This window comes from Chryseobacterium culicis (assembly GCF_002979755.1).
GTDB lineage: Bacteria > Bacteroidota > Bacteroidia > Flavobacteriales > Weeksellaceae > Chryseobacterium > Chryseobacterium culicis_A.
Map to the genome: position 1 here is coordinate 95,307 of NZ_PCPP01000005.1, position 26,750 is coordinate 122,056.

General features: G+C 36.7%; 27 protein-coding genes. 10 read left to right on the forward strand and 17 right to left on the reverse strand.

The features are described 5' to 3' along the window. Positions 1–211: 211 nt before the first annotated feature. From CQ022_RS20155 to CQ022_RS20180, 6 genes are all read left to right on the forward strand, one after another. On the forward strand, positions 212–949 hold the full coding sequence (locus CQ022_RS20155) for a hypothetical protein (RefSeq protein ID WP_105684081.1): 738 nt from the start codon (positions 212–214) through the stop codon (positions 947–949). 27 nt (positions 950–976) lie between these two features. Next, positions 977–2,368 carry an RtcB family protein gene (locus tag CQ022_RS20160; RefSeq protein WP_105684082.1) on the forward strand — a complete coding sequence of 464 codons (1,392 nt, stop codon included), beginning with the start codon at positions 977–979 and terminating at the stop codon, positions 2,366–2,368. A 76-nt stretch (positions 2,369–2,444) separates the two neighbouring features. Continuing rightward, positions 2,445–2,990, forward strand: coding sequence for a hypothetical protein (locus tag CQ022_RS20165; RefSeq protein ID WP_105684083.1), 546 nt, complete (start codon positions 2,445–2,447; stop codon positions 2,988–2,990). Between the two features lies 1 nt (position 2,991). After that, positions 2,992–3,690: a peptide chain release factor H gene (gene prfH, locus CQ022_RS20170; RefSeq protein WP_105684084.1), complete on the forward strand. Its 699-nt coding sequence runs from the start codon at positions 2,992–2,994 to the stop codon at positions 3,688–3,690. Next, on the forward strand, positions 3,677–4,198 hold the full coding sequence (locus tag CQ022_RS20175; RefSeq protein WP_105684085.1) for a hypothetical protein: 522 nt from the start codon (positions 3,677–3,679) through the stop codon (positions 4,196–4,198). Before prfH ends, CQ022_RS20175 begins: the two co-directional genes overlap by 14 nt. Before the next feature lie 86 nt (positions 4,199–4,284). Beyond that, entirely contained in the window at positions 4,285–6,834 is a 2,550-nt protein-coding gene (locus CQ022_RS20180; RefSeq protein WP_105684086.1) for a T9SS-dependent M36 family metallopeptidase, read from the forward strand. A 76-nt stretch (positions 6,835–6,910) separates the two neighbouring features. On the opposite strand, the gene CQ022_RS20185 is transcribed toward CQ022_RS20180, so the two are convergent. Beyond that, complete coding sequence (locus tag CQ022_RS20185; RefSeq protein WP_105684087.1) at positions 6,911–7,198, reverse strand: c-type cytochrome; 288 nt, start codon at positions 7,196–7,198, stop codon at positions 6,911–6,913. Positions 7,199–7,218: 20 nt separating this feature from the next. Then, entirely contained in the window at positions 7,219–7,512 is a 294-nt protein-coding gene (locus CQ022_RS20190) for a c-type cytochrome (RefSeq protein ID WP_062676044.1), read from the reverse strand. Positions 7,513–7,711: 199 nt separating this feature from the next. On the opposite strand from CQ022_RS20190, the gene meaB reads away from it, so the two are divergent. Further along, complete coding sequence (gene meaB / locus CQ022_RS20195; RefSeq protein ID WP_105684088.1) at positions 7,712–8,704, forward strand: methylmalonyl Co-A mutase-associated GTPase MeaB; 993 nt, start codon at positions 7,712–7,714, stop codon at positions 8,702–8,704. On the opposite strand, the gene CQ022_RS20200 is transcribed toward meaB, so the two are convergent. Continuing rightward, complete coding sequence (locus tag CQ022_RS20200) at positions 8,701–9,249, reverse strand: DUF4251 domain-containing protein (RefSeq protein WP_105684089.1); 549 nt, start codon at positions 9,247–9,249, stop codon at positions 8,701–8,703. The genes meaB and CQ022_RS20200 overlap by 4 nt on opposite strands. A 105-nt stretch (positions 9,250–9,354) precedes the next feature. On the opposite strand from CQ022_RS20200, the gene CQ022_RS20205 reads away from it, so the two are divergent. Together CQ022_RS20205 and CQ022_RS20210 are read left to right on the forward strand one after the other, a co-directional pair. Then, complete coding sequence (locus CQ022_RS20205; protein WP_105684090.1) at positions 9,355–10,161, forward strand: M48 family metallopeptidase; 807 nt, start codon at positions 9,355–9,357, stop codon at positions 10,159–10,161. Positions 10,162–10,247: 86 nt separating this feature from the next. After that, positions 10,248–10,559, forward strand: a complete 312-nt coding sequence (locus tag CQ022_RS20210; RefSeq protein WP_105684091.1) for a hypothetical protein — start codon at positions 10,248–10,250, stop codon at positions 10,557–10,559. 36 nt (positions 10,560–10,595) lie between these two features. Here CQ022_RS20210 and CQ022_RS20215 read toward each other — a convergent pair whose 3' ends face one another. The 11 genes from CQ022_RS20215 to CQ022_RS20265 all read right to left on the reverse strand — a co-directional run bounded on the left by CQ022_RS20215 (position 10,596) and on the right by CQ022_RS20265 (position 20,763). Continuing rightward, positions 10,596–11,207 (reverse strand): outer membrane beta-barrel protein, encoded by a 612-nt coding sequence (locus CQ022_RS20215; RefSeq protein WP_105684092.1) that lies wholly within the window; start codon positions 11,205–11,207, stop codon positions 10,596–10,598. Beyond that, positions 11,191–12,006: an ABC transporter ATP-binding protein gene (locus tag CQ022_RS20220; RefSeq protein ID WP_047428831.1), complete on the reverse strand. Its 816-nt coding sequence runs from the start codon at positions 12,004–12,006 to the stop codon at positions 11,191–11,193. The genes CQ022_RS20215 and CQ022_RS20220 overlap by 17 nt, the downstream gene beginning before the upstream one ends. Next, on the reverse strand, positions 12,006–12,758 hold the full coding sequence (locus tag CQ022_RS20225; RefSeq protein WP_105684093.1) for an MlaE family ABC transporter permease: 753 nt from the start codon (positions 12,756–12,758) through the stop codon (positions 12,006–12,008). Before CQ022_RS20225 ends, CQ022_RS20220 begins: the two co-directional genes overlap by 1 nt. A gap of 103 nt (positions 12,759–12,861) precedes the next feature. After that, on the reverse strand, positions 12,862–14,232 hold the full coding sequence (locus tag CQ022_RS20230) for an exopolysaccharide biosynthesis polyprenyl glycosylphosphotransferase (protein WP_105684094.1): 1,371 nt from the start codon (positions 14,230–14,232) through the stop codon (positions 12,862–12,864). A 43-nt stretch (positions 14,233–14,275) separates the two neighbouring features. Continuing rightward, positions 14,276–14,905, reverse strand: a complete 630-nt coding sequence (locus tag CQ022_RS20235) for a 7-carboxy-7-deazaguanine synthase QueE (RefSeq protein ID WP_105684095.1) — start codon at positions 14,903–14,905, stop codon at positions 14,276–14,278. Positions 14,906–14,912: 7 nt separating this feature from the next. Next, on the reverse strand, positions 14,913–15,797 hold the full coding sequence (locus CQ022_RS20240) for a bifunctional 5,10-methylenetetrahydrofolate dehydrogenase/5,10-methenyltetrahydrofolate cyclohydrolase (RefSeq protein ID WP_105684096.1): 885 nt from the start codon (positions 15,795–15,797) through the stop codon (positions 14,913–14,915). A 47-nt stretch (positions 15,798–15,844) separates the two neighbouring features. Continuing rightward, a complete protein-coding gene (pgi, locus tag CQ022_RS20245; protein ID WP_105684097.1) occupies positions 15,845–17,485 on the reverse strand; it encodes a glucose-6-phosphate isomerase in 1,641 nt (546 codons plus the stop codon). A 206-nt stretch (positions 17,486–17,691) separates the two neighbouring features. Further along, positions 17,692–18,297, reverse strand: coding sequence for a hypothetical protein (locus CQ022_RS20250; protein WP_105684098.1), 606 nt, complete (start codon positions 18,295–18,297; stop codon positions 17,692–17,694). Beyond that, the gene (locus CQ022_RS20255) at positions 18,287–18,796 is read right to left on the reverse strand and encodes an RNA polymerase sigma factor (RefSeq protein WP_105684099.1); all 510 of its coding nucleotides are present in this window, start codon (positions 18,794–18,796) and stop codon (positions 18,287–18,289) included. The genes CQ022_RS20250 and CQ022_RS20255 overlap by 11 nt, the downstream gene beginning before the upstream one ends. Before the next feature lie 24 nt (positions 18,797–18,820). Continuing rightward, positions 18,821–19,696, reverse strand: coding sequence for a TraB/GumN family protein (locus CQ022_RS20260; protein WP_105684100.1), 876 nt, complete (start codon positions 19,694–19,696; stop codon positions 18,821–18,823). Between the two features lie 155 nt (positions 19,697–19,851). Beyond that, positions 19,852–20,763, reverse strand: coding sequence for a DUF4349 domain-containing protein (locus CQ022_RS20265; RefSeq protein ID WP_105684101.1), 912 nt, complete (start codon positions 20,761–20,763; stop codon positions 19,852–19,854). Between the two features lie 208 nt (positions 20,764–20,971). Between CQ022_RS20265 and CQ022_RS20270 the strand changes: the two genes are divergently transcribed. Beyond that, entirely contained in the window at positions 20,972–22,330 is a 1,359-nt protein-coding gene (locus CQ022_RS20270; protein ID WP_105684102.1) for an acyl-CoA dehydrogenase family protein, read from the forward strand. Between the two features lie 107 nt (positions 22,331–22,437). Here the strand turns inward: CQ022_RS20270 and CQ022_RS20275 are convergent, their stop codons facing one another. The 3 genes from CQ022_RS20275 to lon form a co-directional block, all read right to left on the reverse strand. Next, the gene (locus tag CQ022_RS20275) at positions 22,438–22,815 is read right to left on the reverse strand and encodes a DoxX family protein (RefSeq protein ID WP_105684103.1); all 378 of its coding nucleotides are present in this window, start codon (positions 22,813–22,815) and stop codon (positions 22,438–22,440) included. A gap of 134 nt (positions 22,816–22,949) precedes the next feature. Next, complete coding sequence (locus tag CQ022_RS20280) at positions 22,950–24,062, reverse strand: AI-2E family transporter (protein ID WP_105684104.1); 1,113 nt, start codon at positions 24,060–24,062, stop codon at positions 22,950–22,952. A gap of 208 nt (positions 24,063–24,270) precedes the next feature. Next, complete coding sequence (gene lon / locus CQ022_RS20285; protein WP_105684105.1) at positions 24,271–26,679, reverse strand: endopeptidase La; 2,409 nt, start codon at positions 26,677–26,679, stop codon at positions 24,271–24,273. Positions 26,680–26,750: the final 71 nt, after the last annotated feature.

Below are 26,750 nucleotides of genomic sequence, written 5' to 3' on the forward strand. Positions count from 1 at the left end.
AGATTTCGGGTTTTTTATTGCGCAATATTTCAAACTCCCAAGTTTACCCGAAATCTTTTTTAGTGTCATGAAGGACAAGATTGGATGAGGTATATCCTCAAAACTTTCATTGTCTATTATTAATCCATTCAACGAGTATTTTAGTTGATTAAAAGTTGTGTGAGATAAAATAAACGGAAGTCTATTTTATCATATCCAACTTCTGTTAACAATGGAAAATGATAACCTTCTGTTTTCCCGCCTGAGAAGTGTGAGGAGCAGAAAAAGAACAATTAGAAAAGATGTAGAAAAGCAGATAAGAAAAAAATATCGACGTAGTGATGAGCTTTGGGATATAAGACGAAATATCCCATGGATTCCTTTGGAAAAACCCTATCAGAGAGGATTTGTAAGATTCTTTGCGGTAAGGGAAGATGTAAGGAGATCTAAAGACGGAGATTTCTTTGAAGGAATTTTGAAGAAGATCAATACCTACATGTATTCAGAAAGCCGCCAGTTTTTGAAAAAGAAAAGAAAATTCGGGCGTAGAATATATGTTGAAAGAGTACAAAAACTCAAAAATATCTCTTCATATTCCTGGAATGATCCGAAGCTGGGACTCACAACAAGAGAAAGACAGTATTTTTTGAAACAGGAAGAATATTGCCCTATCCGGAAGTCTTATGTTCCTTACTACGAATTTATTGAACCCTGGAGATTTACCTTACGTACAAGACCCAATATGATTACCCATTATAAACCTGTAGACTTTGAATTAGAAAAAGAATGCGCAGAACTGGGATCCTATTTAGGGCAGCATACAATTGTAGGGATTATCCACAAAACAATTTATGGTAGATCATACCCATGGAGAAGAAAAAGAGAAGATATTTCACTTATTAAAAGCAGGAAATATAGTACCTGCGTAATGTCTGCAACAGAAATTGCAGAAAGCTTACTGGACGTATAAGTCCGACTGTTATTTAAAACAAAAACAATGGGAAATTTAAAACTAAAAGGAAAAGATATATTAAAACTGGGCTATCCAAATAATCAAAGTGTAAACGTAGCATTGGAAGTCATGAAAAGAAATTTTGCAACGAAGAATATTCACCACGTAAAATCTCTTTTAAAGGAAATCCTGCTGAATCCGGAAGAATTTGAAAAAGATCTGACCTTCGGACAAATTGCAGAAACCCTGCTTTCATCCAAAAAAACAGAAAAAAGAATGCTGAATTCACAGCGTGCTTCGTTTCAGATTTTTGGAAACAATATCTCGGAAGAGGCTAAAAATCAGTTGTATACTGCTTTGAAACTGCCTATTTCTACTCAGGGAGCATTAATGCCTGATGCCCACAGCGGTTACGGACTTCCGATAGGAGGAGTTCTGGCAGTGGAAAATGCGGTAATCCCTTACGGAGTAGGAATGGATATTGGCTGCAGAATGAGCCTCAGTATTTTGGATACACCGGTTTCATATCTTGAAGGAGCAAGAGATAAATATGAAAAAGCTCTTGCAGAACATACAAAATTCGGAATGTATGAAACGCACAAGTCTCACATAGATCATGAGATTTTCGAAAGAGATACATTCGATATGATCCCGATCTTAAGAAGATTAAAGGGAAAAGCAATCAAACAGATGGGTTCCTCAGGCGGAGGAAATCACTTCGTGGAATTCGGAGAAGTGGAAATCACTGAAGAAGATGAGCAAATTGGTCTGCCAAAAGGAAAATATCTGGGAATCCTTTCTCATAGTGGCTCAAGAGGTCTGGGAGCAGAGATTGCCCAGTATTACTCAAGAGTGGCAACAGAACAATGTCCGTTACCAAAAGAAGCTCAAAACTTTGCCTGGCTGGATCTTAGTACCCACCTGGGATTGGAATATTGGACAGCAATGAATCTTGCCGGAGATTATGCCTCTGCCTGCCATGATGATATTCACAGAAGGCTGGTAAAAGCTGTTGGCGGAAGGGTAAAAGCCAGAATTGAAAACCATCACAACTTTGCCTGGAAAGAAATCCATAACGGTAAAGAAGTGATTGTTCACCGAAAAGGAGCAACACCTGCCAATGAAAATGAACTGGGGATGATTCCCGGATCTATGACGGCAAAAGGATTTATCGTCCGAGGAAAAGGAAATCCTGAATCCCTGAATTCAGCATCACATGGCGCAGGAAGGGCTCATTCAAGAGGAGAATGCAGAAGCCTTTTCACTCAGCATGATATCAAAAAAGAACTGAAATTGAAAAATGTCACCCTGATGGGCGGAAATGCAGAAGAAGCCCCTATGGCCTACAAAGACATTAATGAAGTGATGAATGCACAGAGCGAATTGGTAGATATTCTGGGAACTTTCCAGCCGAGAATTGTGAGAATGGATAAGTAATTAGCCTAATATTTTATAACCTTACAGGTTTCAAAAACCTGTAAGGTTTAATCAGGAAATATTTAAAAACAAAGAAATGGGAGCACCACATAACATAAAAAGATACGGTGAAATCTGGCCGGAATACAGAATCCGGTTAGGGCTCGAAATTTTAAATACATTAAAAGATAAAGTCATTATATCAGGTGGCTGGGCGTGGCATTTTATGTCAGAAACAGGACATACGGAATATAAACATGCTCATGACCATAAGGATATTGATGTTTTTGTAAAAAAAGAAAATGTAGCAGAAACGGTTATCATCCTTCAGCAGGAAGGGTTCCAGAAAGTATGGACCCGATATGATCATCTGCCAAGTGAGGAGAACTTTCGCAGGTACGAGAAAACAGTAGTATTGGAAAATGATAAATTCTACAGAATTACCATTGACTTCTTTGAAAAAGATGATCTCGAGACTATTGAAGCTAATGGTTTTACCGTTGTGAAACCTGAAATTTTACTTTCTTTTTACAGAAATATTCACTCCAGTGACAAATGCTGGGCAGTGATGGCTGCAAAAAATTTATTAGAAAAAGGAATAGATCCGGTAGGACATCCTTTATTAAGCAAAATGCCAACATAAAATGGAAAAATTAATACAGATCACTTCAGGAAGAGGGCCTTTAGAATGCCAATGGGTAGCAGCCAAGGTGCTGAAGACCTTTCTTGAAGAGGCAAAACAAAATACAATAGAATACGAAATCATTCATCGTGAGAATGGTGATGAGAACCTGACATTAAAATCGGTGACTGTTCTTTTAAAAGGAAAAGAAGTAACTCCTTTTTTAAAAAACTGGCTGGGAAGTGTCTGCTGGATAGGGAAAAGCACATTCAGGAAACTGCATAAAAGAAGCAATTGGTTTATCGGAATTTTTGAATTGGAAAATATAAAAATGATTGATTTCAATGAAAAGGATATCCGGTTTCAGACCGCCAGAAGTCAGGGAAGTGGAGGGCAAAACGTAAACAAGGTGAATACCGCCGTACGGGCTACTCATATTCCTACTAACGAAACTGTTTTTGTACAGGATTCCCGTTCACAGCTGGAAAATAAAAAACTATCCGTTATCAGATTAAAAGAAAAAGTAATGGCGGTTTATATCCGGCAGCTGGAAAGAAAGTTGAAAGATACTTGGTCTCTTCAGATGCAGGTAGAACGCGGAAATCCGGTTCGGACATTTTCAGGAACAGATTTTAAAAAGAATTATGAAGACAAGACATTCAAAAAACAGAGGAATGCCTTGAAAAATGAATTAAAAAACTACAACAATGACCTTAACTAAAAATAAATATTATTTTGAGGCATTAGATAATTATCCATATAGCCTTCCCTCCTGTTTAGAGGCATTAAACTACGCTTTGTCATATGATCCGGAAGATGCAGACAGCCTGTGTCTGATGGGAAGAATTTATAGTGAAATGCTGTTTGATTATGAAAAAGCTAAACTGTATTTCGAAGAAGCGATGCAATGCAATATTTCTAATCTGAATACACCGCAATATCATATCAAGTGCCTTTTAGACAATGAAGATCTGGATGATGCAGAAAAACTGATTGACTATTCTTTAAAGATAAAAGGAATAGATAAAAGCAGAATCCTGATCCATCAGTCTTTACTCTTTGAAATCAGATTAGAGTATAAACAAGCTTTGAAACCTTTAAAGCTTGCCCGCGCATTTGCCTATGATCAATGCATGCTTGATTTCTTAAAAAGCAGAGAAAAATTTATAAAAAGTAAAATGCCACAGAAAAAAAAGAAAAAAATAATTGAAAAAAAGAAAAAACATTAATTAATTTCACTTTTTGATAAAAAATCCGAAATTAACATTTCAATATCGCAAATAATTTATAGTTTTGTTGTGTAAAAATCAATCTTATGAATAAAAAATTATTTTTATTACCTGTATCTGTAGTATTTTTTTTCTGTTTTGGGAAAATGAATGGCCAGAACTCTAACAGGCTTATTCAGGATTATTATCAAAAAAGTGGAAAACTAAACCAAAATAAAGTGGGCGTTATCATTCTGAACGAAGATATGTCCAATAGTTTAGGAGCAAATATTGTGAATGTACAGCAGACTTATAAAGGGCTGAGAGTATACAATGCATTGGGAAAAGTCATCATTAAAGGGGATCAGATACTCTCTGAAAATAATGACTTCAACAGGAATATTATAGCTGCCAGTACAGCAAAAGTGCATGAGAGATTTTCAGATGCCCTTCTTAAGCAAAAACTGGGATTAAGTGCTATTTCGGATACAGACTATTTACCTGATGTCTATTTTGAGAAGAATGGTAAGTATATTCTGGCCAAAGAACTGTTTGTTTCAGATCAAAACTCTTCAGATGTGTGGCATGTACTTGCGGATGCTGAAAATGGAGAAATACTCAGTAAAGATAATATGACACTAAACTGCAGCTTTGAAGATCACGGTCATTCTCATGAAGCGGTATCCAAGGAATGGGAGAAAGCATCAACAGTGGAGAATCAAAGTAAGCTGTTAAATGCCTTGTGGGCACCTACAAATGCGTCTTATAATGTTTTTCCATTGCCGGTAGAAGCTCCTACGTTTGGGGCTCGTGCATTGGTAAATAATCCATGGGACTTAGTGGCATCACCGGAAGGCTGGCATTCTGATGGAACGAACAGCTATACCAATACAAGAGGAAATAATGTATATGCATATTCAGATCAGGATAATACGAATAATCCGGGATATTCCCCGGACGGAGGAAGTTCCCTCACTTTCAATTTTCCTTTTGCCGATGGGAGATATGATAATCCTATAACCTATAGAGATGCTGCGATTACCAATCTGTTTTACATGAATAATAAGATGCATGATATCTTTTATAAATTCGGATTTACAGAAGCCGCCAGAAACTTTCAGACGAATAACTTTGGAAAAGGAGGTATACAGGGAGATGCTGTAAGAGCTGAGGCTTTTGACGGAAGCGGTCTTAATAATGCCAATTTCGGTGCAGGCTATGAAGCGGTCATTAGTGGAACCACTTATCTTTCTGCACCAAGAATGCAAATGTATCTTTGGGACAGAACACAGCCAGCCAATGATCCTATCTTAAGATATCAGTATAATGCTCCGGCCGCTATTGTAAACCGCCCTAAAGTGGCAACCGGAGGGGCAAGTTTTGGCCCTCTTCTGTTAGGTGGCCAAACGGTAACAGGAGATCTGAAAATTGCTACACCGGATGATGCCTGTACAGCTCTTGCAGCAGGAAGCATGACAGGGAAAATAGGAGTTGCCAAAAGAGGAACCTGCAGTTTTGCCACTAAGGTTAAAAATATGCAGCTTGCAGGAGCCTTGGGAGGAATTATCTATGATCCTAATAATGTGGATCCAATTTCAATGGGGAAAGATGATGCCGTGACAGGAATTACCATTCCTTCCATTATGATGGGGAAAACAGAAGGCGAGTATATTGTAAATCAAATCAATACAGGAGAGACTGTTAATACAACATTAAATTTCGACTATAATGGTTTTAAGCATTCCAGTCTGGATAATGGAATCGTTGCCCATGAATATGGACATGGTATTTCAAACAGATTAACAGGGCAGGGATATAGCTGTCTTCAAAGTGCTGAGCAGATGGGTGAAGGATGGTCAGATTATTTTGCTTTAATGCTTACAACAAGACCCGGGGATACATCAGCGTTGGCGAGAGGAATTGGAACCTATACAAGTAGCCAGCCTATTACAGGAGGAGGGATCAGACCTGCCAAGTATTCACCAGACTTTAGTGTAAACAATTATACGTATGGCAAAACGAATACCGTTTCAGGACCACATGCCATTGGGTTCATCTGGGCAACAATGTTGTGGGATCTTACCTGGAAATACATTGAAAAATATGGCTATAACAGTGATGTCATGGCAAGCAGTACTTCCGGAAATGCTAAAGTGCTGCAAATAGTAATGGACGGACTGAAATTACAGGCTTGTAACCCTTCATTTATTGATGGAAGAAATGCCATTCTTCAGGCTGATGCTGTAGGTAATGCAGGCTTGGATAAATGTATGATATGGAACACCTTTGCTAAAAGAGGTCTGGGGGTAAATGCTTCAGCAGGAAGTAGTTCTGCGGCTAATGATCAGGTGGAAGACTTTACGGTACCACAAGAATGTATTACAGCACTGGCTACTCAGGATGTTAAACTTTCAGATCAGAAATTTATTATTTTCCCTAATCCTACTTATGATGAATTCTTTGTAGGAAATATAGACAAATCTTCTAAAGAAGTTAAGATCAGAATATTTGATATGTCAGGCAAACTGATATTCTCTGATACCAGAGAATCAAGTTCTAAAAAAGCTATTTCTACTCAGGGATTCCAGAAAGGAGTTTATATGGTTCATATCCAACAGGGAGAGAAAATTCAGGTTGAAAAACTGATGGTAAGATAAGTGGTTAAGTATTATTTTCAACAGAAAAATACCCTTGATATATTACAAAAGAAGGCCTCATTTCTGAGGCCTTCTTTTATTTTTTATTTACAGAGATCAGATAATCATAGACCATTTGATGCTGGTCATCAGTTAACTTAGCCTTTGGAGCCATTCTGCTTAAAGTGTTGATCCATCCCTGGTTGTCATGCTTGGTAGGTTCTGGCAGCTTATGACATTTTGCACAGGAATTTTCAAAAATGGTTTTTCCTTGTGCCAACTGCTCAGATGAGGTATACTTTGGCCCTGTTACAGCCACACTTTTTGGCCCGCAGGACACCAGAAATGCTGATGCTGCTATGCCGCTTAAGATGAGTTTTTTCATACCATATTTTTGTTTGATGATTACTTTTTCACAGAAACAATATAATCATAAACCCATTGGTGCTGTTCATCCGTCAGTTTTGCTTTTGGAGCCATAGAATTCATAATTCCTACCCATTGTACAGGATTGTGTGAAGCAGGATCCGGTAATTTATGACATCTTCCACAAGAGTTTTCAAAAATAGTTTTCCCCTGAGCAATCTGTTCTGCAGTAGATGTAGATGTTCCTGCAGTAGTAGCGGATGTAGAAGCTTTCGGCGTACAGGAAACCAGCAAAATAGCAGTAAACGAAGCCGCAGCGATGAGTTTTTTCATGTTTCTTCTTTTTGATATATAACAAATGTAATAAATTCCTTAAGCCGTTGATACAGGGCGTTCTAGTTTTAATTTAGAAGAAATAAAAATTGAATTCATGAAAAATCGTTAATTTCCAATGAAAACAATTTAGGGCTTTTGTCTCATCATTATGAGCGGGCTATTGACCATTCGCATTTTAATTGTTAATTTTGAATCAATGAAATTTACTACAGAAGAGTTAATAGAAGGAATACAGTCAGGAAATAAACGCCTGATTGCAAAAGCTATTACATTGGTTGAAAGTAAAAAAGCAGAACACAGAATACAGGCAGAAGATCTATTGAAGAAAATTATGCCCCTTACCGGAAACTCTGTGAGAGTAGGAGTAACAGGAGTTCCCGGAGCCGGAAAATCCACTTTTATAGAAAACTTTGGCCGCTTGGTTATTGCTCAAGGTAAAAAAGTAGCTGTTTTAGCAATTGATCCCAGTTCAGCGATCAACAAAGGAAGTATTTTAGGGGATAAAACCAGAATGGAAGAACTTGCCAAAGAAGAGAATGCATTTATACGTCCTTCTCCCAGCTCAGGTTTTTTGGGTGGAGTAGCCAATACTACCTTTGAAACCATGATGATCTGTGAGGCAGCAGGATATGATTATATTTTGATAGAAACCGTAGGCGTAGGGCAGTCAGAAGTATTGGTCGCTGATATTACCGATGTTTTCCTGTTCCTTAAAATCATTGGCGGTGGAGACGAACTTCAGGGTATAAAAAGAGGAATCATGGAAATGGTAGACCTTATTTTCATCAACAAAGTAGATCAGGACAATCTTCAGAAAGCCAAAAATACAAGACTTGAATTAAAAAGAGCTCTGGATTTTATTCCACCTAAAGAAAAAGGATGGAAAATCCCTGTTTTATTAGGTTCTGCCCTTTATAATGAAGGATTACAGGAAGTTTATGATACAATTTTCGAATTTATTGATCTGAAAAAGAAAAGCGGACGTTTTGAAGAAATTCGTGTTCAGCAGGCTGAAAAACGCTTCGAATACTGGGTTCAGGAATATATTTTATCACTGATGAAAAAGAGCAATGCAGTAGAGGAAGCTTACCATATGCATAAAAAAAATGCTTCAGCTATGGTTTCGAATCCAAGTACTGAAGCAAAATTATTTGTTGAAAAATTTTTATCTAACGAAAAAAGAAATTAAAGCTTCTCTTTTTCCTGTTTTACTTCTGTTTTAGAAATATATCCGTCATAAGTAATGGGCTGTCTGTCGCTACTTCTCACAGAAACGAAAGCTTTACCGTTTTTAAAAACTTCAATATTAAGTTCATCAACATTTCTTGCATCTTTAGGCTTGAACTTTAACGTCCAGGTTCCTTTTTTATTCTGAGTTTTAGTTATTGTAAAATCTTTTGAAGTAAATCGGTAACTATTATCACTTGCTCCTCCATAAGTTGGATTGAACATCCTTCCAAAGTAAGGTAGCACTACATCCAGCGTATTTTTGCTTACATCAATGGTATACTCTCCATTGAGATTAAGTACTCTCGTTGCAGTAGAATTAGGCATTGAGTTCAACACATTAATAACATCATAATTCGTTGGGTTGGCTCTTTGTGCATAGAAAGTAAACTCCTGAGAATCTATCAAATTATCTACTGTTTTCGGATCTAATGACCCTTGTGAGGCACAACTCTGAAAGAAGAACAGGAATCCAAAAATCGTCAGTAAAGAAATATACTTTTTCATAATGAGATAATTATTAAATTTAGACAGCAAAATGTATGCAAATATATTCTTTCTGGAATATTTTGGAATAAAAATTGTTAAGGTTGAATTATTAACACTCAAACTATGAAAGTTACACATCTATTTGGAATAGGAGCTATTGCTCTGTCGGCTGTTGCCTGTACTACGAACCCAATTACTGGAAGATCGTCTTTACAGCTGGCCAATAACTCGGAAATTTTAACAATGTCTTCACAGGAATATAGAACGACATTGTCTAAAGGTAAAGTAATTACTGGTACGGCAGATGCAAAGAGAGTGGTAAATGTAGGAAACAGAATTAAAAGCGCTGCGGAAAGATATTATCAAAGTATCGGTAGATCAGCAGATCTTACCAGCTACAGCTGGGAATTCAATCTTCTGCAAAGCAGTGAGCTGAATGCCTGGTGTATGCCTGGTGGTAAAGTAGCCGTTTATACCGGAATATTACCGATCACAAAAGACGATAACGGTCTTGCAGTGGTAATGGGACATGAAGTTTCCCACGCGCTGGCAGGCCATGGAAACGAAAGAATTTCTCAGGCTATGGTAGCTCAGTATGGAGGTGCTATCTTGGGAGGAACTATCTCAAACTCACAATGGGCAAGTGTTTTCCAGAAGGTGTATCCTATTGGTTCACAAGTAGCTTTATTGAAATACGGAAGAGGTCAGGAATCTGAGGCAGATGAAATGGGTCTTTACCTGATGTCTATGGCTGGATATGACCCAAGAGCGGCCATCCCTTTCTGGAACAGAATGGAAGCGGCATCTTCAGGAGCAAGACAGCCGGAATTTTTATCTACCCACCCAAGTCCGGAAACCAGAATTTCAGATATCAATAAAGATCTTCCGAAAGCTTTAGAATATTATAAGGCTGCGGGAGGAAAAATATAATTAGAATTTTAATCTTGAGTAAGGCCTTATTAAATTTTTAGTAAATTTGGTAAGGCTTTTTTATGTAACCACCTAAACACAATATTATGAAGAGTTTATCCATTACCGGACTTATACTTTTAGCTGTTTCAGCATTACTTTTCTATTTAACGACTGATTTTGCCGTAGAACAAATAAAAATCTCTCATATTATGGGAATCATGGCAGGAGTCGGGATAGGGCTTATCATTGGAGGAATGGTAGGGTATTTAAGTAAAGGAAGCGCTATCAAAGAAGAACAGAAGAAAAAAGAATTTAAGCAGCTACAGAAAGACAAAGAAGAGCTTGAAAAGCAGGCCGCAGAAATTGCAAAACGTCAGGCTGAACTTGAAAATCAAAATAAAAACCCTCAAATATAAATTTGAGGGTTTAAAATTGCTATTTTCAATAATTCATTAGAATTTATATCCTAAACCTACCATAAACAGGTTAGGTCTGTTGTCATACCTGATTTCAGAACCGGAAACTTTATTGATGAAATTTCTTTCGTCTTTACTGAAAGCTCCTTCATATCTTGCATTTACAATAAGCTTTTTAATTTCAAGCTGTGCACCAAACTGGTATCCTACTGTAAAGTCATTTTTAGCATTTTCTTTGAAATCATTGTAAGTATTGTCTTTGTTTAAGTTAAAACTTCCAACGGGTCCTACAAAAACTCCCAGCATATTCCCCAAAAGGTTATATCCTAAAAGAACCGGAACATCAATACGGTTGCTTTTTACATCAAAAGTAGTGTTCTCTGTAGTAAACTCATTTTTGAAGTGAGTATAATAGATTTCGGGCATCACAAACAATGAAGTAGGAAGTCCTACTTTTAATGAAAGTCCTACGTTAAAACCTACATTGTTTTTACCTGTTCCATCAATGGCATCATTCACTGTTCCTTTGATATTGGACCATGAAGGAGAGCCTGTTGGAAAAATTAAGTTAGCCTTACCTGCCAGTGAAATCTGTGCAGAAGCCCACATTGAAAACCCTAATAACGCTATACTAAGTACCTTTTTCATTATCGTCTATTTTTGTATTTGTAGTTTCAATCGTTTTATTATTCTCAAGTAAATATTCTCTCAGCTCTTTAAACAGTTCTGAAGAATAAACGAAATCAATCAGATTTTTATTGCCTGCGGTAATCAGAATGTCTTTGTTACCTTCCCATTCTTTAATTCCCAGTCTTAGGTATACAATTTTCTCGCCAATCGTCATTACAGAGTTCATATCGTGGGTATTGATGATGGTTGTAGTATTGTATTCTTTTGTGATTTCATAAAGAAGATCATCAATGATCTTTGAGGTATACGGATCGAGCCCGGAATTGGGTTCATCACAGAACAGGTATTTGGGATTATTTACAATAGCTCTGGCAATAGCCACCCTTTTTTGCATTCCCCCTGAAATCTCGGACGGATATTTTCTTTCCGCTTTGTCAAGATGTACTCGTCCTATTACTTCAAAAACTCTTTTCTTTTTTTCTCTGTAGGTAAGATTGGTAAACATATCCAGAGGAAACATAATATTTTCTTCCACAGTTAAGGAATCAAATAAGGCACTTCCCTGGAATACGGTTCCGATTTCTGAACGAAGATGTTGTTTCTCATCTCTCGTCATGGTATTGATATCCTTACCATCAAAAAGGATTTCTCCTGAGGAAGGCATATAAACATTCAATAAACTCTTTAAAAAAACGGTTTTTCCGGAACCACTCTGTCCAATGATTAAGTTTACTTTTCCTTTATCAAATGAAGTTGAAATTCCTTTCAATACTTCAACATCATCAAAACTCTTCTTAAGATCTTTTACCTCAATCATCAGCTTAATATTAATTGGGTTAAAATTAATTCAGAAATGATAATGAATACCATTGTCCATACCACGGCCTGCGTACTCGCTCTACCAACTTCCAGTGATCCTCCTTTTACATTATATCCGAAATAAGAAGGAACTGTTGCAATGATAAACGCGAACACTATAGTCTTAGAAAATGCATAGTAAATAAATAAATTCGGCATATACATTTGAATACCAACGATATAGTCGTTTTCTGTCCAGTTTCCTGTTAAAATCCCGGCAATATAACCTCCACCAATACCAAATACGATACTGATAGCAATAAGAATGGGATTAAACAGCATACAGGCGATAATTTTAGGAAATATCAGAAAATTGGGTGAGTTTACTCCCATGATATCCAATGCATCAATCTGTTCGGAAACTCTCATGGTTCCAATACTTGAAGCAATATAAGAACCTACTTTACCCGCCAGAATCAGACTGATAATGGTAGGAGCAAACTCCAGAACCAAAACCGCTTTCGTAGCATATCCTACAAATGAAGGCGGAATAGGAAAAGAAGATGCATCAAAGTTGTTGAACATCTGAATAGCCACTACAGCTCCAACGAATATGGATGTGAAGATGACAAGTCCGAAAGAATTTACTCCCAAATCATTAATTTCTCTCATGAACAGCTTCCAGAAAACCCTCATTTTCTGAGGTTTCTGCAGGGATTTTCCCAAGAGGATAATGTATTCCCCTACTGCTGTGAAAAACTTTTTTAACATACTGCTAAATTAGACTTTTTTATTTAATTGGGCTACAGTCAAGAATAAGACTAAAGCCTGGTTTTGTGTTAAAATTATTTCAATATAAACCTTATTCGGTTTATTATTTTGCGTTTTTATCTCCTCCTATCACCAATAAGACGGTTTTCAAAATAATAACCAGATCGAGTACAAAACTCCAGTTTCTTACATAGAAAGCATCGGCCAGAACCCTCTTTTTCATCTCTACTTCCACGTCTCCGAAGTCACCACGCAATCCATTTACCTGAGCTAATCCCGTAATGCCCGGATTGACCATGCTTCTTAAACTATATCTTCCGATTTTGGGTTTATAATAATTGTCAACAGCCAGCATATGGGGACGCGGACCTACCACAGACATCTCACCCTTCAATACATTAATGAATTGGGGAAGCTCATCAAGACTGGTTTTTCTTAAAAATCTACCCACTTTGGTAATCCTGGAGTCGTTTACGGATGTAGTTTTAGTTGTAGATTCATCATTAACCACCATGGTACGGAATTTAAAACAATGAAAAACTTCTTCATGAAAACCATATCTTTTCTGAAGGAAAAAAACCGGACCTTTGGAAGTGGTTTTGATTAAAATGGCAATGATTGGAAATACCCATGAGCAAATTAAAACCAATATAATGACAGAAAAGAAAATGTCAAACGTTCTTTTCATCAGGAAATTAGAATAATAATCCAAAGGATATCTAGCCTGATTCAGTACTGGCTGAGTCTGTATATAACCAAGGTCATACAAGAAAAAATCACTTTGTGTGATACTTGGAATAAGTGAAATATGAATCTTATTATCTTCTGCCAGTTTGAAAAGTTCATTCTGAATCCATTCATCATAAGAGTTTTCCAGAGATAAAAATAAGGTATGAATCCCATTCTTTTTCCAGAAAGCAACCAGTTCATTAATATTGATATCAGAATTTTCGTATTCAAATATTCTGTATCCGTAATCTTTACGTTCTATGAAGATATTCTTAAGAATCTCTGTAGAATGATTATCTCCCAAAAACATTACATTCCTGTAGTTGGCTCCAAGGGATCGTAAGTATTTGATGGCGAAATAGACCAGCGATTTTGCCAGGAAAATAGAAATAAAAAGATAAAGGGAAAGCCAGTAAATATCCGAATTAAAAAATACATTATTACTTACCTTTCCTATAAGCAGTACGCCAAGTATAAAAAAGAGGAAATGGATTAAAAGACGTTCAAGAAACAAGGTATAAGTAAGGTTCCTCGGAATATTGTATATTTTTGTCCTACCACTAAGGAGCACCCAGAACAAAAACAACAGAATCAGAGAAAAACTATTCTGATACCAGGTTTCTTTATTGTATTTTAAACTTTCGTTTCTGCTTATAAAAAAGAATATGAAGATAGATGCAATAACCATGAGGTCAAGCAACATAATGATTGATTTCAGGTATCTAGAGTATCGAATTCTCTGCATCTATCAGTATTATAGCGGATAAGCCCGGCTAATTTACGCTTTTTTACGGTATATTCAGATATTTGTGAGTCTGAACAGAAGCCTGCCATTCCGGATTTTCCAGGATAAAATCTGTGATCTTAGGATACATATCATCTCTCTTGCTCCATTCACTCTGAAGATAAAGCTTACAGTTTTCGGAAACTTTTGAAGCCTGTTCTTGAGCAAACGTAAAGTCATGCTGATTGAAAATGATTACTTTAAGCTCATTGGCCTTTTGATAAATCTCTTCTTTAGGCAATCCTGTTTTCTTTGGCGAAAGAGTAATCCAGTCCAGATGTCCGCTCATAGGATAAGCTCCTGAAGTTTCAATATGTACTGTACATCCTAGTTCTTTCAGTTTGGAAGTCAGTATATCTAAATTCCACATTAAAGGTTCACCACCCGTCAACACAATTGTTTTACAGTGTTTGGCAGCAGTTTCTGCAATTTCTTCTGCATTCATTAAAGGATGAAGTTCCGGATCCCAGCTTTCTTTTACATCACACCAGTGACATCCTACATCACAACCTCCCAGTCTGATAAAATAGGCTGCTTTTCCGGTGTGTGCTCCTTCTCCCTGTAAAGTGTAAAAATGCTCCATTACCGGGAGCATTTTACCTTCTTTTAATAAAATATCTTCTTCTTTATTCATTTTAAAATTAGTCGTTATAGACCGAAGTTTTGTAGGCAATGATGGTGTTTTTCATCAACATCGCTCTTGTCATAGGGCCTACTCCTCCAGGTACCGGTGTAATCCAGCTCGCTTTTGCAGCACAGCTGTCAAAATCTACGTCACCTGCAAGGTAATATCCTTTTGGAGAATCATTATCTACTCTAGTAATACCCACGTCAACAATTACCGCTCCTTCTTTGATCATATCTCCTTTCAGGAAATGGGGATCTCCCAAAGCAGTAATAACGATGTCTGCCTTTCTTGTATATTCTTCGATGTCTTTTGTGTATGAGTGTGTAAGGGTAACGGTAGAGTTTCCTGGGAAATCTTTTCTTCCCATAAGGATACTCATTGGTCTTCCTACAATTTTACTTCTTCCGATAATTACACAGTCTTTTCCTTTGGTTTCAATATTATATCTTTCCAATAATGTTAAAATACCAAAAGGAGTTGCCGGTAAGAAAGTATCCATTTCAAGAGCCATTTTTCCAAAGTTTTCAGGGTGGAAACCATCCACGTCTTTTCTAGGATCAATAGCATTGATAATCTTCTCCTGATCAATCTGATCCGGTAAAGGCAGCTGAACGATAAATCCGTCTACTGCTTTAGATTTATTAAGCTCATCAATTTTTTCCAATAATTCAGATTCAGAAACTGTACTTGGAAATTTGATTAAGCTGGATTGAAACCCTACTTCCTCACAGTCTTTTACTTTAGAGTTTACATAGGCCTTGCTTGCTCCGTTATTTCCTACAAGAATAGCCACCAAATGTGGAGCTCTTCTTTTGCCAGCGAGAATCTTTTCTACTTCAACCTTGATCTCTGCTTTTATTTCCTTGGATACTTTAAGTCCGTCAAGAATTTCTGCCATTTTTACTTTTTTACTTTATAGATTTACTTTTACTTTCTTTTTACTTACTATTTGTTTTCCTTATAGTAATTGATCAATCCGTTGGTAGAACTGTCATGAGAGCTTATTGCTTCATTGTTCTCAAGTTCAGGAAGGATTTTATTGGCTAATACTTTTCCTAATTCCACTCCAAACTGGTCAAAGCTGAAAATATTCCAGATTACACCCTGAACAAAAATTTTGTGTTCATACAGAGCAATCAACTGACCTAGTGAAAAAGGAGTTAATTCGTTGAATAATATTGAGTTAGTTGGGGTATTTCCATGGAAGACTTTGAAATTGATCAGTCTCTCTATTTCTTCATCAGATTTGCCTGCATTTCTCAATTCTTCTTCTACTTCTTCTTCCAGTTTTCCGAAGGCAAGTGCTTCAGTCTGAGCGAAAAAGTTTGCTAATAATTTATCCTGATGATCCGAAACTTTGTTTGGGCTTTTTGCATACGCAATAAAGTCTGCCGGAATCAATTCTGTTCCCTGGTGGATCAGCTGATAGAATGCGTGTTGGCCATTTGTACCTGGTTCTCCCCAGATGATAGGTCCTGTTTCATATTCTACAAATTCACCGTTTCTGTCTACACATTTTCCGTTACTTTCCATATCTCCCTGTTGAAGATACGCTGCAAATCTGTCCAGATATTGAGAATAAGGTAAGATTGCATAAGTAGTTGCTGCATAGAAGTTACGGTACCAGATTCCCAAAAGTCCCATTAATACCGGAACGTTTTCAGAAAAGTCTGCAGTCTGGAAGTGTTGGTCAGTATCAAAAGCACCCCTTAAAAGCTGTTCGAAGTTTTCATATCCTACAGAAAGTACAATACTTAGTCCGATAGCACTCCAAAGAGAATATCTTCCACCTACCCAGTCCCAGAATTCAAAAATATTTTCTTCTGCGATTCCGAACTTCTTAACTTCTTCAATATTAGTGGATAAAGCAACAAAATGTTTTGCTACATCTTCCTGTTTTCCAGCTTTCAGGAACCAGTCTTTCGCTGAATTGGCATTCGTCATTGTTTCCTGAGTCGTAAAAGTCTTGGAAGCAATGATGAATAATGTGGTTTCAGGATTTAAGCTTTTTACCACTTCTGCAATATGATTTCCGTCTACGTTGGAAACAAAATGAACATTGAGTCTTGTTTTAAAATGCTTTAAAGCCGAACAAACCATAACGGGTCCCAAATCTGATCCTCCAATACCGATGTTTACGACATCTGTGATCTCTTTACCACTGAAACCTTTATGTTCTCCTGAAATAATTTTTTCAGAAAAAGATTTCATGTGCTCAAGAACTCTTTTGATTTGTGGTTTGATATTTTCTCCGTCCACAATAATTTCACGGTCTGAGAAATCTCTTAATGCCGTGTGCAGCACTGCTCTTCCTTCTGTTTCATTGATTTTATCTCCTGAGAACATTTTAGAAATAGCATCTTTTAGCTGGCTTTCTTCAGCCAATTGCAATAAAAGCTCCTTTGTTCTTGAATCAATTAAGTTTTTAGAATAATCAAAAAGATAGTTGTCCTTTTGCAGGGAAAACTCATTAAAACGGTTCGGGTTATATTGGAAAAGAGTTCTAAGATCAAAGTCATTTCCACCGAAGTGTTCGTCAAGTGCTTTCCAGCTGTTAGTTTGTGTTGGATTTATTTTTGATAGCATATTACAGAATTTTTATCGTTCAGAAAATCATGTATTGGATGGAAATAGCTCATAATCCATAATGATTTATTTCTGATCTGCAAATTTACGGAAAAATAAAACCTCAGATAAATTTGAAGATGATAAATAACGATTTTTTAAAAAACAAAACCTCAGAAAGGCTCTGAGGTTGTATAAAAAGTGTTTTGTGATAGATGTTTTAAATGTTATTCATCCATTTCGTTCAGGATATTTTCCAATTGTTTGGCGCTAGGTCCGTAAAAATATTTTGTCCATAAAATAATACTTGCTACAACAGAAAGAACGCCTATCAAGACTAATAAAATAAGGGATATTTGATGTTCATGGCTAATATCCGCCAACGATTCACCTTTTTTCTCCAGAAGATTATATGCCACTAAACCTAATGTTATTATAAAATGGGGAAGTAACAAGAATCCAAACGACTGGTATCTTTCCATATTTAACTTGAGTTCGTGGTAGATCTTCCAAAGACTATTTCTTGTGTTTCCGGTATAAAGTTCCGCTTGTTTGTAAAATTGGTAAAATCCGAATAAATAATAACAGGATACCACTACCAATAAAGCATAAGATATATAATAAATGGTATACTGTGAAGGCGGAAACTGGAATAGCATCGGAAAGAAACCAATAAGGATGATGGAAATAACCTGCGCAGGAAATTCCTTTTTCATACTCTTTTGAATCTTCTCTATAGGATGTCTACTTTCCTTTAATTGTTCTATGGTATCAGGAATATGGACATCGCTGTCTTCTTTATTCCATTGTTCTTTTAATTGATCAAAATTCATAACCTGATTTTTTTATGATTTGTTGTATTTTTTCTTTTGTTCTGTTGAGTTTTACACGGGCATTGCCTTCACTAAGCCCTAAATTATTTCCTATTTCTTTGTGTGACATCCCTTCCATGAAATAAAATATGACTGCTTTTTCTAAGGAGTTCAGCTCCTGAACGGCATTGTAGAAAATTTCCAGCTGCCTGTCCTTTGTAGGATTGTAATCCTCCTGTTGTACTTCAAAATGAGCAGGAGCATCTGTATGATTATTGGATCTTTTCTTTTCTTTTTTTAAATAGGTGATTGCGGTATTGATGGCAACCCGATACATCCAGGTAGAAAACTCACTGTTACCCTTAAAATTCTGATAAGATTTCCAAAGCTGGATAAGAATTTCCTGCTGCAGGTCTTCGCGGTCTTCTACGGAATCTGCGTAGATCCGCGAGGCTTTGTATAAAATACCCTTGTGCTGGTTAACGAGCTTTAAAAAAGCAGTTTCAGTTGGATTACTCACAATAGTTTCATGGTTTGGTTAGTGTTATAAACTCGATACAGGTTTTACCGTGTAACCCTTTGCCTGTAGAAGAGGAATAATTCCGTTTTCACCCATAAGATGAGAGCCTCCAACGGCAAAGAAAGAACTTTCTTTTTTCATCATGTCCGGCATTATTTTTACCCAGTTTTGATTTCTGTTGGTCAACATAGCCTTTTCCTGCTGAGCATTCATGAATCTTTCATCCTTAAAAAGGCTGTATAGAGATTGTATATTTTCATTTTTAAAAGCTTCAATCATCTGTCTGAACAATATTTGATATTCCTTGTCCATTTTAAGCTGAGAGATCGTGCTTTTCAGATCATATGCTTCATTGATTGATTTCATTTGATCTTCCACTTTTTCAAGTCCTTTGATGCTTTTTTTATCTTTTATTGCTTTTTGAAGAAGTTCCATTTCGTAAAGCTTTACTTCGGTCTGAGGGCAGGGGATTGCTTTGGTAGAAAGCAGTGCATACAGAGTCTGAGGACTTGAAGAATCTATACTTTTCAGATCAGTTCCATAATTAGCGAGAACAGTATTCAGTTCTTTAGCTTCTTCGGGAGAAAGCTGATCCGATATTTTTTTATCTGCTTTAAACATTTTCTGTAATGACATCATTTCAGCGGGATCCGTATAATTGATTTCCATTACAAAGCTTTCTGACTTGTTGAGTGCATTCCAAACTTTCGGTTTTATTTCAAAATCTTTACTGCATAAGATATGAAAAGTTCCGGTAATGTAAGATGGCTTCGAAAGGCCGTTTCCGGAAACCTCCCAAAGAAGACTGTTTTCTTTGTTCGTATTGTTACTTTGTGCTTTTGCAGTTACTGTGCTTATTGATAATAATGCTGCGAATCCAAGTTTTACTAAATTTTTCATAGTATTAATTTTTTTGATTTTCTGTTCTTTTAAAGAGTAGGTAAAGCAGGGGTTATAATCGTTACAGTTTTTTTTGAAAAAAATAAAAACCTCTCAAAAATGAGAGGTTGTAAAATCTAAAATTATGATGATAACCAATTGGTTAGGAATATTTTCTATCCCTGAATTTTGGACTGTTCAGATTTTAAAGTTTTTCTTTTTCTTAAAAAATAAATGATAGCTGCGGCAATTAACAGAATAGGCCAGACATTGATAAGACCCACTATAATTCTCTGAATCAGATAGAATCCGTAAACAAAGCCATCTTTAGCATCATAGATGAAATTGTATTTATATTGATTGTCGATGTTTGTTGTATTGGTAACAGCAATTTCAGCGATACGTAATTGAGGTTCTTTGATGTAGATATCAATAGTGCTGTATTTTAAATCATCTGTCATATTCATACTTGACAGTTTTTGAAGGTTTCCTTCAGACATATTTTCGTCATCAAGCTTTACCTTGTCCTTATTTGTTTTCAGCTTGCTGATATTCTCAGAGGTCTTTTGATTTCTTTTTCCTTCCAGCTCAGAATATTTGATATTTGCTGTCACATCTTCCGCATTGATAGATCTTGAATTCAAAAATAATTTGTTTGTATTGATTGCCGTCAGCAGTTCCCCAAGCTTTTCCGTAGGAATACGTACCTGCATTCTATTCTCTGTCTGATATTTTTTGACCAGCATGGCTTCTTCACTAGATGTGTTGTAAGTGTTTTCAGAAACTACGTTACTTTGAAGATTGCTATTGGTGACAAAACCTCCAAGCTCCTGTACTGATTTTTCAATGGCAATAGTGGTATTGTACACATCTTTTACCTCCATATTGACATCTGCAGTCTTGATAAACTGTTTGTCTTTTACTTTCATACTGGCTACAGAGGAGATGCTGTCCGAAACAACAACAGCAGCTGAGTCTGTAGTAGCATAAGCTTCAAGATCGGTTGAGGCAACTTCACCCTTTTTACATGAATAAATTCCTAATAAAAGAGCAGCAGCCAGAGATAGTTTAATGTAAGTAGTTTTCATAACGTTAATTTTTATTGTTTTCCTGAGATCAAAGTTCAGTCAGGATCTTTTGTAACGCTTGAAAATCAAAAGTAAAAAGCTTGTAAACAAAATAGGTTGTTTTAATTCGTTGAAATTAAGTGTTTTGTAAAACGATAGTAAGCTTTGCCCTTTGCTTTCGGAGCAATTTTTGCTTATCTTTTACAAACCAAAACTACAATCTATCATTATGTCGAATACTTTTTCCAAAATCAGAAACGCAATAGAATTATTTACCTCCATAGATTTCGATCAGTTGAGTGCCATTTCTAGAAAAGTAGATCTGCCAAAACTGATGCAGAATTTCTCAAAACTGGATGATAAACAGCTTTCCGGGCTTATGAAAATGCTTGATCCGGAGAAGAAAAAAAAAGAACTTCCTCCCATAGATGGAGACTTTTATGATATTTACCATACGCTTACTCCTGAACAGCGTGAAATTCAGCTTAAAGTGAGAGCATTCATGGAAAAAGAAGTAAAACCTTTGGTGAACCATTACTGGCTCAGAGATGAATTTCCTTTCGAACTGATTCCTAAATTCCAAAAACTTGATATTTGCGGCGTTACCTATGAAGGTTACGGTTGTCCGGGGATGCCTTTCCTGATGGAAGGAGTCATTGCGATGGAAATGGCAAGAGTAGATGCTTCCATTGCAACGTTTTTCGGAGTACAGTCTGGACTGGCGATGGGTTCTATTTATATCTGCGGATCTGAAGAACAGAAACAAAAATGGCTTCCGCAGATGCAGAAGTTTGAAAAAATAGGCGCTTTCGGGCTTACGGAGCCGGAAGTAGGCTCAGGCGCAGCAGGTGGACTTACAGTGACCTGTAAAAAAACACCGGAAGGCTGGGTTCTTAACGGCCAGAAAAAATGGATTGGAAATGCCACATTCGCTGATCTGATCATAATCTGGGCAAGAGATCTGGACAGCGGAGAAGTAAAAGGATTTATTGTAGAAAAAGATAATCCGGGATACGCTGTAGAAAAAATCAAGGGGAAAATGGCTTTAAGGATTGTCCAAAACGGATTAATTACTTTAAAAGACTGTCTGGTAACTGAGGAAAACCGTCTGCAGAATGCCAATTCCTTTAAAGATACCGGAAAAGTACTGAGAATGACCCGGGCAGGAGTTGCATGGATGGCTACGGGTTGTGCACGTGGCGCCTACGAAAGTGCTTTGGATTATACCCGAAAAAGAGAACAGTTTGGAAGACCTATTGCCTCATTTCAAATGATACAGGGACATTTGGTAGAAATGTTGTCTAACCTTACTGCCATGCAGACTATGGTTTTCAGACTGTCCGAAATGCAGGATGAAGGAATTTTAAAAGATGAACATGCTTCGTTAGCAAAAGTTTTCTGCACACTCAGAACAAGAGATATTGTTTCCAGAGCAAGGGAAGTGATGGGAGGAAACGGAATTCTGCTGGAATATGATGTTGCAAGATTTGTTGCCGATGCAGAGGCTATTTATTCTTATGAAGGGACAAAAGAAATTAATTCGCTCATCGTAGGACGATCGATTACAGGTTTCAGTGCTTTTGTATAGGTAGCAGGCGGCAGATAATAGGTTACAGGTAGTGAAAAGAAACAATAGACTTCATCTGAAGTTTACTGGTACTGCAACCTGCAACCTATAATCTATTGTCTGCCACCTTATGAAACTAAATGTTTGTATTTCTCTCTGTTGTCAATCAATATCCAGATATTAATCAGAAACATAATTCCAGCAATGCTCATTCCCATGGGAGATTTATCCATCGTGAAAACATGGGTAACAATTCCTATCATGACAGGCAGAATAACAATGGCACCTAATGCTCTTGTTTTTGGGAAAATAAATAATAATCCGCCAATGATTTCCACGATACCAACCAAAGGCATCAGCCAGCTAATTTCTCCAAAAGCGGCGAAGAGTTTCATTTGCTCAGGAGTGGGTTTCTCCATGGGCATATAATTAAAAAACTTGTTAAGCCCGGCATTAATAAACATAAGCCCGAAAAGCAGACATAAAATGAATTTTACTATTTTCATGATTGATGATTTTATATCAAATGTAAAATAAAAATAGGATATCTTGTGTTTTATTTAACATAAAATATGAAATCAATCATTAATATGTGTTAGTGGTTGTTTTTGTGTAATTTTTTTTTCTCCGCTATCCACGGTCAATCCATTTCCTTCAGTGTAATATTCTTGGAAATCTTATAACTTTTCTTCTTTTTATGAGGTTTTGGCTCTTCTCCCAGCAATCTTCCCCAAGGTTTGAGATCATCCACTCTTTCACAGATAATCTTAATAATAGCAATGGCCGGAATACATAAGAACATTCCTGCAATTCCCCAAAGATGTTCTCCTAAAAGAATTCCAATAAAAGAAAATAAAGCATTGATCTTTACTTTAGAACCCACAACAAATGGAAGGACAATATTACCATCTACAGCATGAATTGCAATATATCCTAAAGCAACATAAATACATGTTGACGGAGTAGAAGTGGCAAATGCTATAAAACAGGAAATTAACAGTGAGATAAAGATTCCCAGGTACGGAATAACGTTTAGTAATCCTGTCAAAACTCCTAAAAGAATCGCATATTTTACGCCCAAAATCGTAAGGAGGGTGGAAGTAAGAACAGATACGATAATTACCTGAAGAAAGAGTCCGAAGATATATTTCTTGGTCATGATTCGAATCTCATTTACAGCTTCCTGTACACTTGATTTATGTCTTTCGTTAAAAACAGTAACGATAAAATTATTTAAAAGCCTTCTGTAATTTAAAATAAAGATAAAAAACAGGGTGAAAAATATAATGAAGCCGAATCCCGTTGAAAAAATCCCAAATGTAAATCCTAAAATGACTCCCGAAGAAGACAGTAGTTTAGTTAATCCCTGGTTAATGTAATCCACCTGTTCATCCACTTTCACATTAAATGTTTTGGAAACCCAATGCTGAAGGCTGTTAAAAACAGTAGTAAACTGTTCCTTGAGGTGGGGAAGATCCTTACTAAAATCAGAAAGCTGATTGGTAAAGAAATAAATGATACCACTTAGAATCATCAGCATAATGAACACTGAGGTCATCGTAGACATTGATCTTGGAAATCTTAACTTTCTTTCCATAAAAGTTGCCGCTGGCAAAAACAGCATAGCCATAAGGAATGCCAGAAAAAAAGGAGCTAAAATACTCTGTCCTAACGCCAGAAGATAGCCAAGTCCAATGATGGAAACCACCACGAGCGTAAGCTTGACAAGGAAAGGAAGTCTAAGAAAATTCATAATGTAAAAATATGCAGTGTGGAATAAAAATAAGAAAACCCGTGTGAATTGAAAAACTTTTTATTCAATCCTTCGAAATTTTCTTGTATTGCAGCAAATTTTATTCCACCGAATAAGGAGCATTGTACTTTTTGGCTCTAAAACAGAAACACGCTCTGAATTTCAGAACGTGTTTCCTTATTGAGAAGTTAATATGTTATAAGTTGTTTTATTCTTCAATGGCGATGTCAATGACTTCTTCCATTCTGTTGACGTAGTGTACTCTCAGATTTTTCAGATAATCTTTTTTGATCTCTTCCACATCTTTTCTGTTGGCTTCACAAAGAATAACATCTTTAATGCCTGCTCTTGTTGCAGCCAGCAGCTTTTCTTTGATTCCTCCTACAGGAAGTACTTTTCCTCTTAATGTAATTTCTCCCGTCATGGCAAGGTGTGGTTTTACCTTTTTGTTTTTGAATGAAGAAACCATAGAAGTCAGCATGGCAATACCCGCAGATGGTCCATCTTTAGGTGTTGCTCCTTCAGGAACGTGTACGTGAATGTTTTTCTTATCAAGGTCTTCTTGTGGAATTCCCAGTTCGTCATGTTTTGCTTTAATATATTCCAGGGCAATTGTAGCAGATTCTTTCATTACCGTTCCAAGATTTCCGGTCATTGTTAAAGCTCCTCCTTTGCCATTGCTTAAAATACTTTCAATATAAAGAATATCTCCGCCTACACTTGTCCATGCAAGCCCTGTTACTACACCGGGAACTCCTGTGATTTCAGATAAGCTTTTCGGTCTAGGAACGCCAAGGATTTCATCTACTTTTTCCAATGAAATTTTTGGATCATATTCTTTTACCAGAGCTGTCTGAAGTGCTACCCATCTTCCAACGGCAGCAATTCTTTTTTCCAGTGTTCTTACTCCACTTTCTGAAGTATGTGCTTCAACAATATGTTTAAGTTCTGGATTTCCGAGTTTAAATGATTTTGCATCCAGACCATTTTCCTCCTGTTGTTTCTTGATTAAATGTCTTTTAGCGATCTCAATCTTTTCTTCCAAAGTATAACCGGCAATCTGAATAATTTCCGTTCTGTCTAGAAGAGGAGTCTGTATCGTTGAAAGTGAGTTAGCCGTAGCAATGAACATTACTTTAGATAAATCATAGCCCATTTCCAGGAAATTATCGTAGAAAGATTTATTCTGTTCAGGATCAAGGACTTCTAAGAGTGCTGAGCTTGGATCCCCATGAAGACCCTGTCCGATTTTATCAATTTCATCAAGAACAATCACCGGGTTTGAAGTACCGGATTTCTTGATAGACTGCAAAATTCTTCCCGCCATAGCACCAATATAGGTTTTTCTATGCCCACGGATTTCACTCTCGTCATGAAGACCTCCTAAAGATAATCTTACATACTTTCTTCCTAAAGCATCTGCAATGGATTTTCCTAAAGATGTTTTACCTACTCCAGGAGGCCCTACCAATAATAGAATTGGAGATTTCATGTTGTTTTTTAATTTTAAAACAGCCATGTGCTCCAGAATTCTCTTTTTAATATCTTCCAATCCGAAGTGAGCTTTATCAAGTACTTTTTCAGCCTTAGCAATATCAAAAATATCTTTTGTGTATGTTTCCCAAGGAAGGTCCGTAAAGAAGTCCAGGTAATTTCTCTGTACATTATAGTCCGGAGAATTAGGATTCTGACGTTGCAGTCTGCCGATTTCTTTCTGGAAATGTTCCTCTACTTCCTTACTCCATTTTTTGGTTTTTGCCTTGGCTATCAGATCCTCAACATCGCTTTCAGGTCCGCCACCCAATTCTTCCTGGATGGTTCTGATCTGCTGATTCAGAAAATATTCTCTCTGTTGCTTATCAAGATCCTTAGAGGTTTTCTGATGAATCTGATTTCTCAGTTCCAGCTTTCTGAAATCCTCATGCATCATTTCATAACACTGATTGGCTCTGGTCATCAGGTTTTTCTCTTCAAGAAGCTTTTGCTTTGCAATGGAAGAAAAGTTAGCATTGGTACAAATGAAATTCAGAAGATCATCATTGTTATTAATGTTTTTGATGGCAAAGTTGGCGGCATTGGGAATATTGGGATCCAGTTCAATAATCTTTAGTGCAAGATCCTTGATGTTCTCCAGCAATGCTTCGTACTCTTCCTGATCCTTAGGTCGGGTATCTTTTAATTTTGATATTTCTGCTTTGAAGTAAGGTTGGTTATCAATGATCTTTTTAATCTTAAACCTGTGGAATCCTTTGGTAATAGCCGTGATATTGCCTTCCGGCAGCTTAATGATCTTAATGATCTTAGCCAGCGTACCTGTAGAATAAATATCTTTTTCGGAAGGTTGTTCCAGATCCGAATTTTTCTGGCTTACAATTCCAATAAAATCCCCGTTCTTCTGTGCTTCCTCAAGAAGCTGTATCGAGGTTTTTCTTCCTGCAGTAATAGGAATTACCACGTTAGGGAACATAACCATATTTCTTACCGGAAGTATAGGGAATATTTTCTGTTCGGAATTTTTATCAGTCTCTGCGAAGTCGGAAAGATTGATTTCTTCAGCTACGATATCAAATCCGTCACTGATCATTTCTTCTAAACTAATATCTTCAAATTCTGTCATAGTCAATCGAATGACAAATTGTCATTTTCGTTTTTTATCGTTATAAGGATTTTTTATAATATACTCTGAAA

Bases quoted from the DNA above. Each gene is read 5' to 3' on its own strand.
- CQ022_RS20155 (WP_105684081.1), top strand. From the start codon at position 212: ATGGAAAATGATAACCTTCTGTTTTCCCGCCTGAGAAGTGTGAGGAGC.
- CQ022_RS20160 (WP_105684082.1), top strand. From the start codon at position 977: ATGGGAAATTTAAAACTAAAAGGAAAAGATATATTAAAACTGGGCTAT.
- CQ022_RS20165 (WP_105684083.1), top strand. From the start codon at position 2,445: ATGGGAGCACCACATAACATAAAAAGATACGGTGAAATCTGGCCGGAA.
- prfH (WP_105684084.1), top strand. From the start codon at position 2,992: ATGGAAAAATTAATACAGATCACTTCAGGAAGAGGGCCTTTAGAATGC.
- CQ022_RS20175 (WP_105684085.1), top strand. From the start codon at position 3,677: ATGACCTTAACTAAAAATAAATATTATTTTGAGGCATTAGATAATTAT.
- CQ022_RS20180 (WP_105684086.1), top strand. From the start codon at position 4,285: ATGAATAAAAAATTATTTTTATTACCTGTATCTGTAGTATTTTTTTTC.
- CQ022_RS20185 (WP_105684087.1), bottom strand. From the start codon at position 7,198: ATGAAAAAACTCATCTTAAGCGGCATAGCAGCATCAGCATTTCTGGTG.
- CQ022_RS20190 (WP_062676044.1), bottom strand. From the start codon at position 7,512: ATGAAAAAACTCATCGCTGCGGCTTCGTTTACTGCTATTTTGCTGGTT.
- meaB (WP_105684088.1), top strand. From the start codon at position 7,712: ATGAAATTTACTACAGAAGAGTTAATAGAAGGAATACAGTCAGGAAAT.
- CQ022_RS20200 (WP_105684089.1), bottom strand. From the start codon at position 9,249: ATGAAAAAGTATATTTCTTTACTGACGATTTTTGGATTCCTGTTCTTC.
- CQ022_RS20205 (WP_105684090.1), top strand. From the start codon at position 9,355: ATGAAAGTTACACATCTATTTGGAATAGGAGCTATTGCTCTGTCGGCT.
- CQ022_RS20210 (WP_105684091.1), top strand. From the start codon at position 10,248: ATGAAGAGTTTATCCATTACCGGACTTATACTTTTAGCTGTTTCAGCA.
- CQ022_RS20215 (WP_105684092.1), bottom strand. From the start codon at position 11,207: ATGAAAAAGGTACTTAGTATAGCGTTATTAGGGTTTTCAATGTGGGCT.
- CQ022_RS20220 (WP_047428831.1), bottom strand. From the start codon at position 12,006: ATGATTGAGGTAAAAGATCTTAAGAAGAGTTTTGATGATGTTGAAGTA.
- CQ022_RS20225 (WP_105684093.1), bottom strand. From the start codon at position 12,758: ATGTTAAAAAAGTTTTTCACAGCAGTAGGGGAATACATTATCCTCTTG.
- CQ022_RS20230 (WP_105684094.1), bottom strand. From the start codon at position 14,232: ATGCAGAGAATTCGATACTCTAGATACCTGAAATCAATCATTATGTTG.
- CQ022_RS20235 (WP_105684095.1), bottom strand. From the start codon at position 14,905: ATGAATAAAGAAGAAGATATTTTATTAAAAGAAGGTAAAATGCTCCCG.
- CQ022_RS20240 (WP_105684096.1), bottom strand. From the start codon at position 15,797: ATGGCAGAAATTCTTGACGGACTTAAAGTATCCAAGGAAATAAAAGCA.
- pgi (WP_105684097.1), bottom strand. From the start codon at position 17,485: ATGCTATCAAAAATAAATCCAACACAAACTAACAGCTGGAAAGCACTT.
- CQ022_RS20250 (WP_105684098.1), bottom strand. From the start codon at position 18,297: ATGAATTTTGATCAATTAAAAGAACAATGGAATAAAGAAGACAGCGAT.
- CQ022_RS20260 (WP_105684100.1), bottom strand. From the start codon at position 19,696: ATGAAAAATTTAGTAAAACTTGGATTCGCAGCATTATTATCAATAAGC.
- CQ022_RS20265 (WP_105684101.1), bottom strand. From the start codon at position 20,763: ATGAAAACTACTTACATTAAACTATCTCTGGCTGCTGCTCTTTTATTA.
- CQ022_RS20270 (WP_105684102.1), top strand. From the start codon at position 20,972: ATGTCGAATACTTTTTCCAAAATCAGAAACGCAATAGAATTATTTACC.
- CQ022_RS20275 (WP_105684103.1), bottom strand. From the start codon at position 22,815: ATGAAAATAGTAAAATTCATTTTATGTCTGCTTTTCGGGCTTATGTTT.
- CQ022_RS20280 (WP_105684104.1), bottom strand. From the start codon at position 24,062: ATGAATTTTCTTAGACTTCCTTTCCTTGTCAAGCTTACGCTCGTGGTG.
- lon (WP_105684105.1), bottom strand. From the start codon at position 26,679: ATGACAGAATTTGAAGATATTAGTTTAGAAGAAATGATCAGTGACGGA.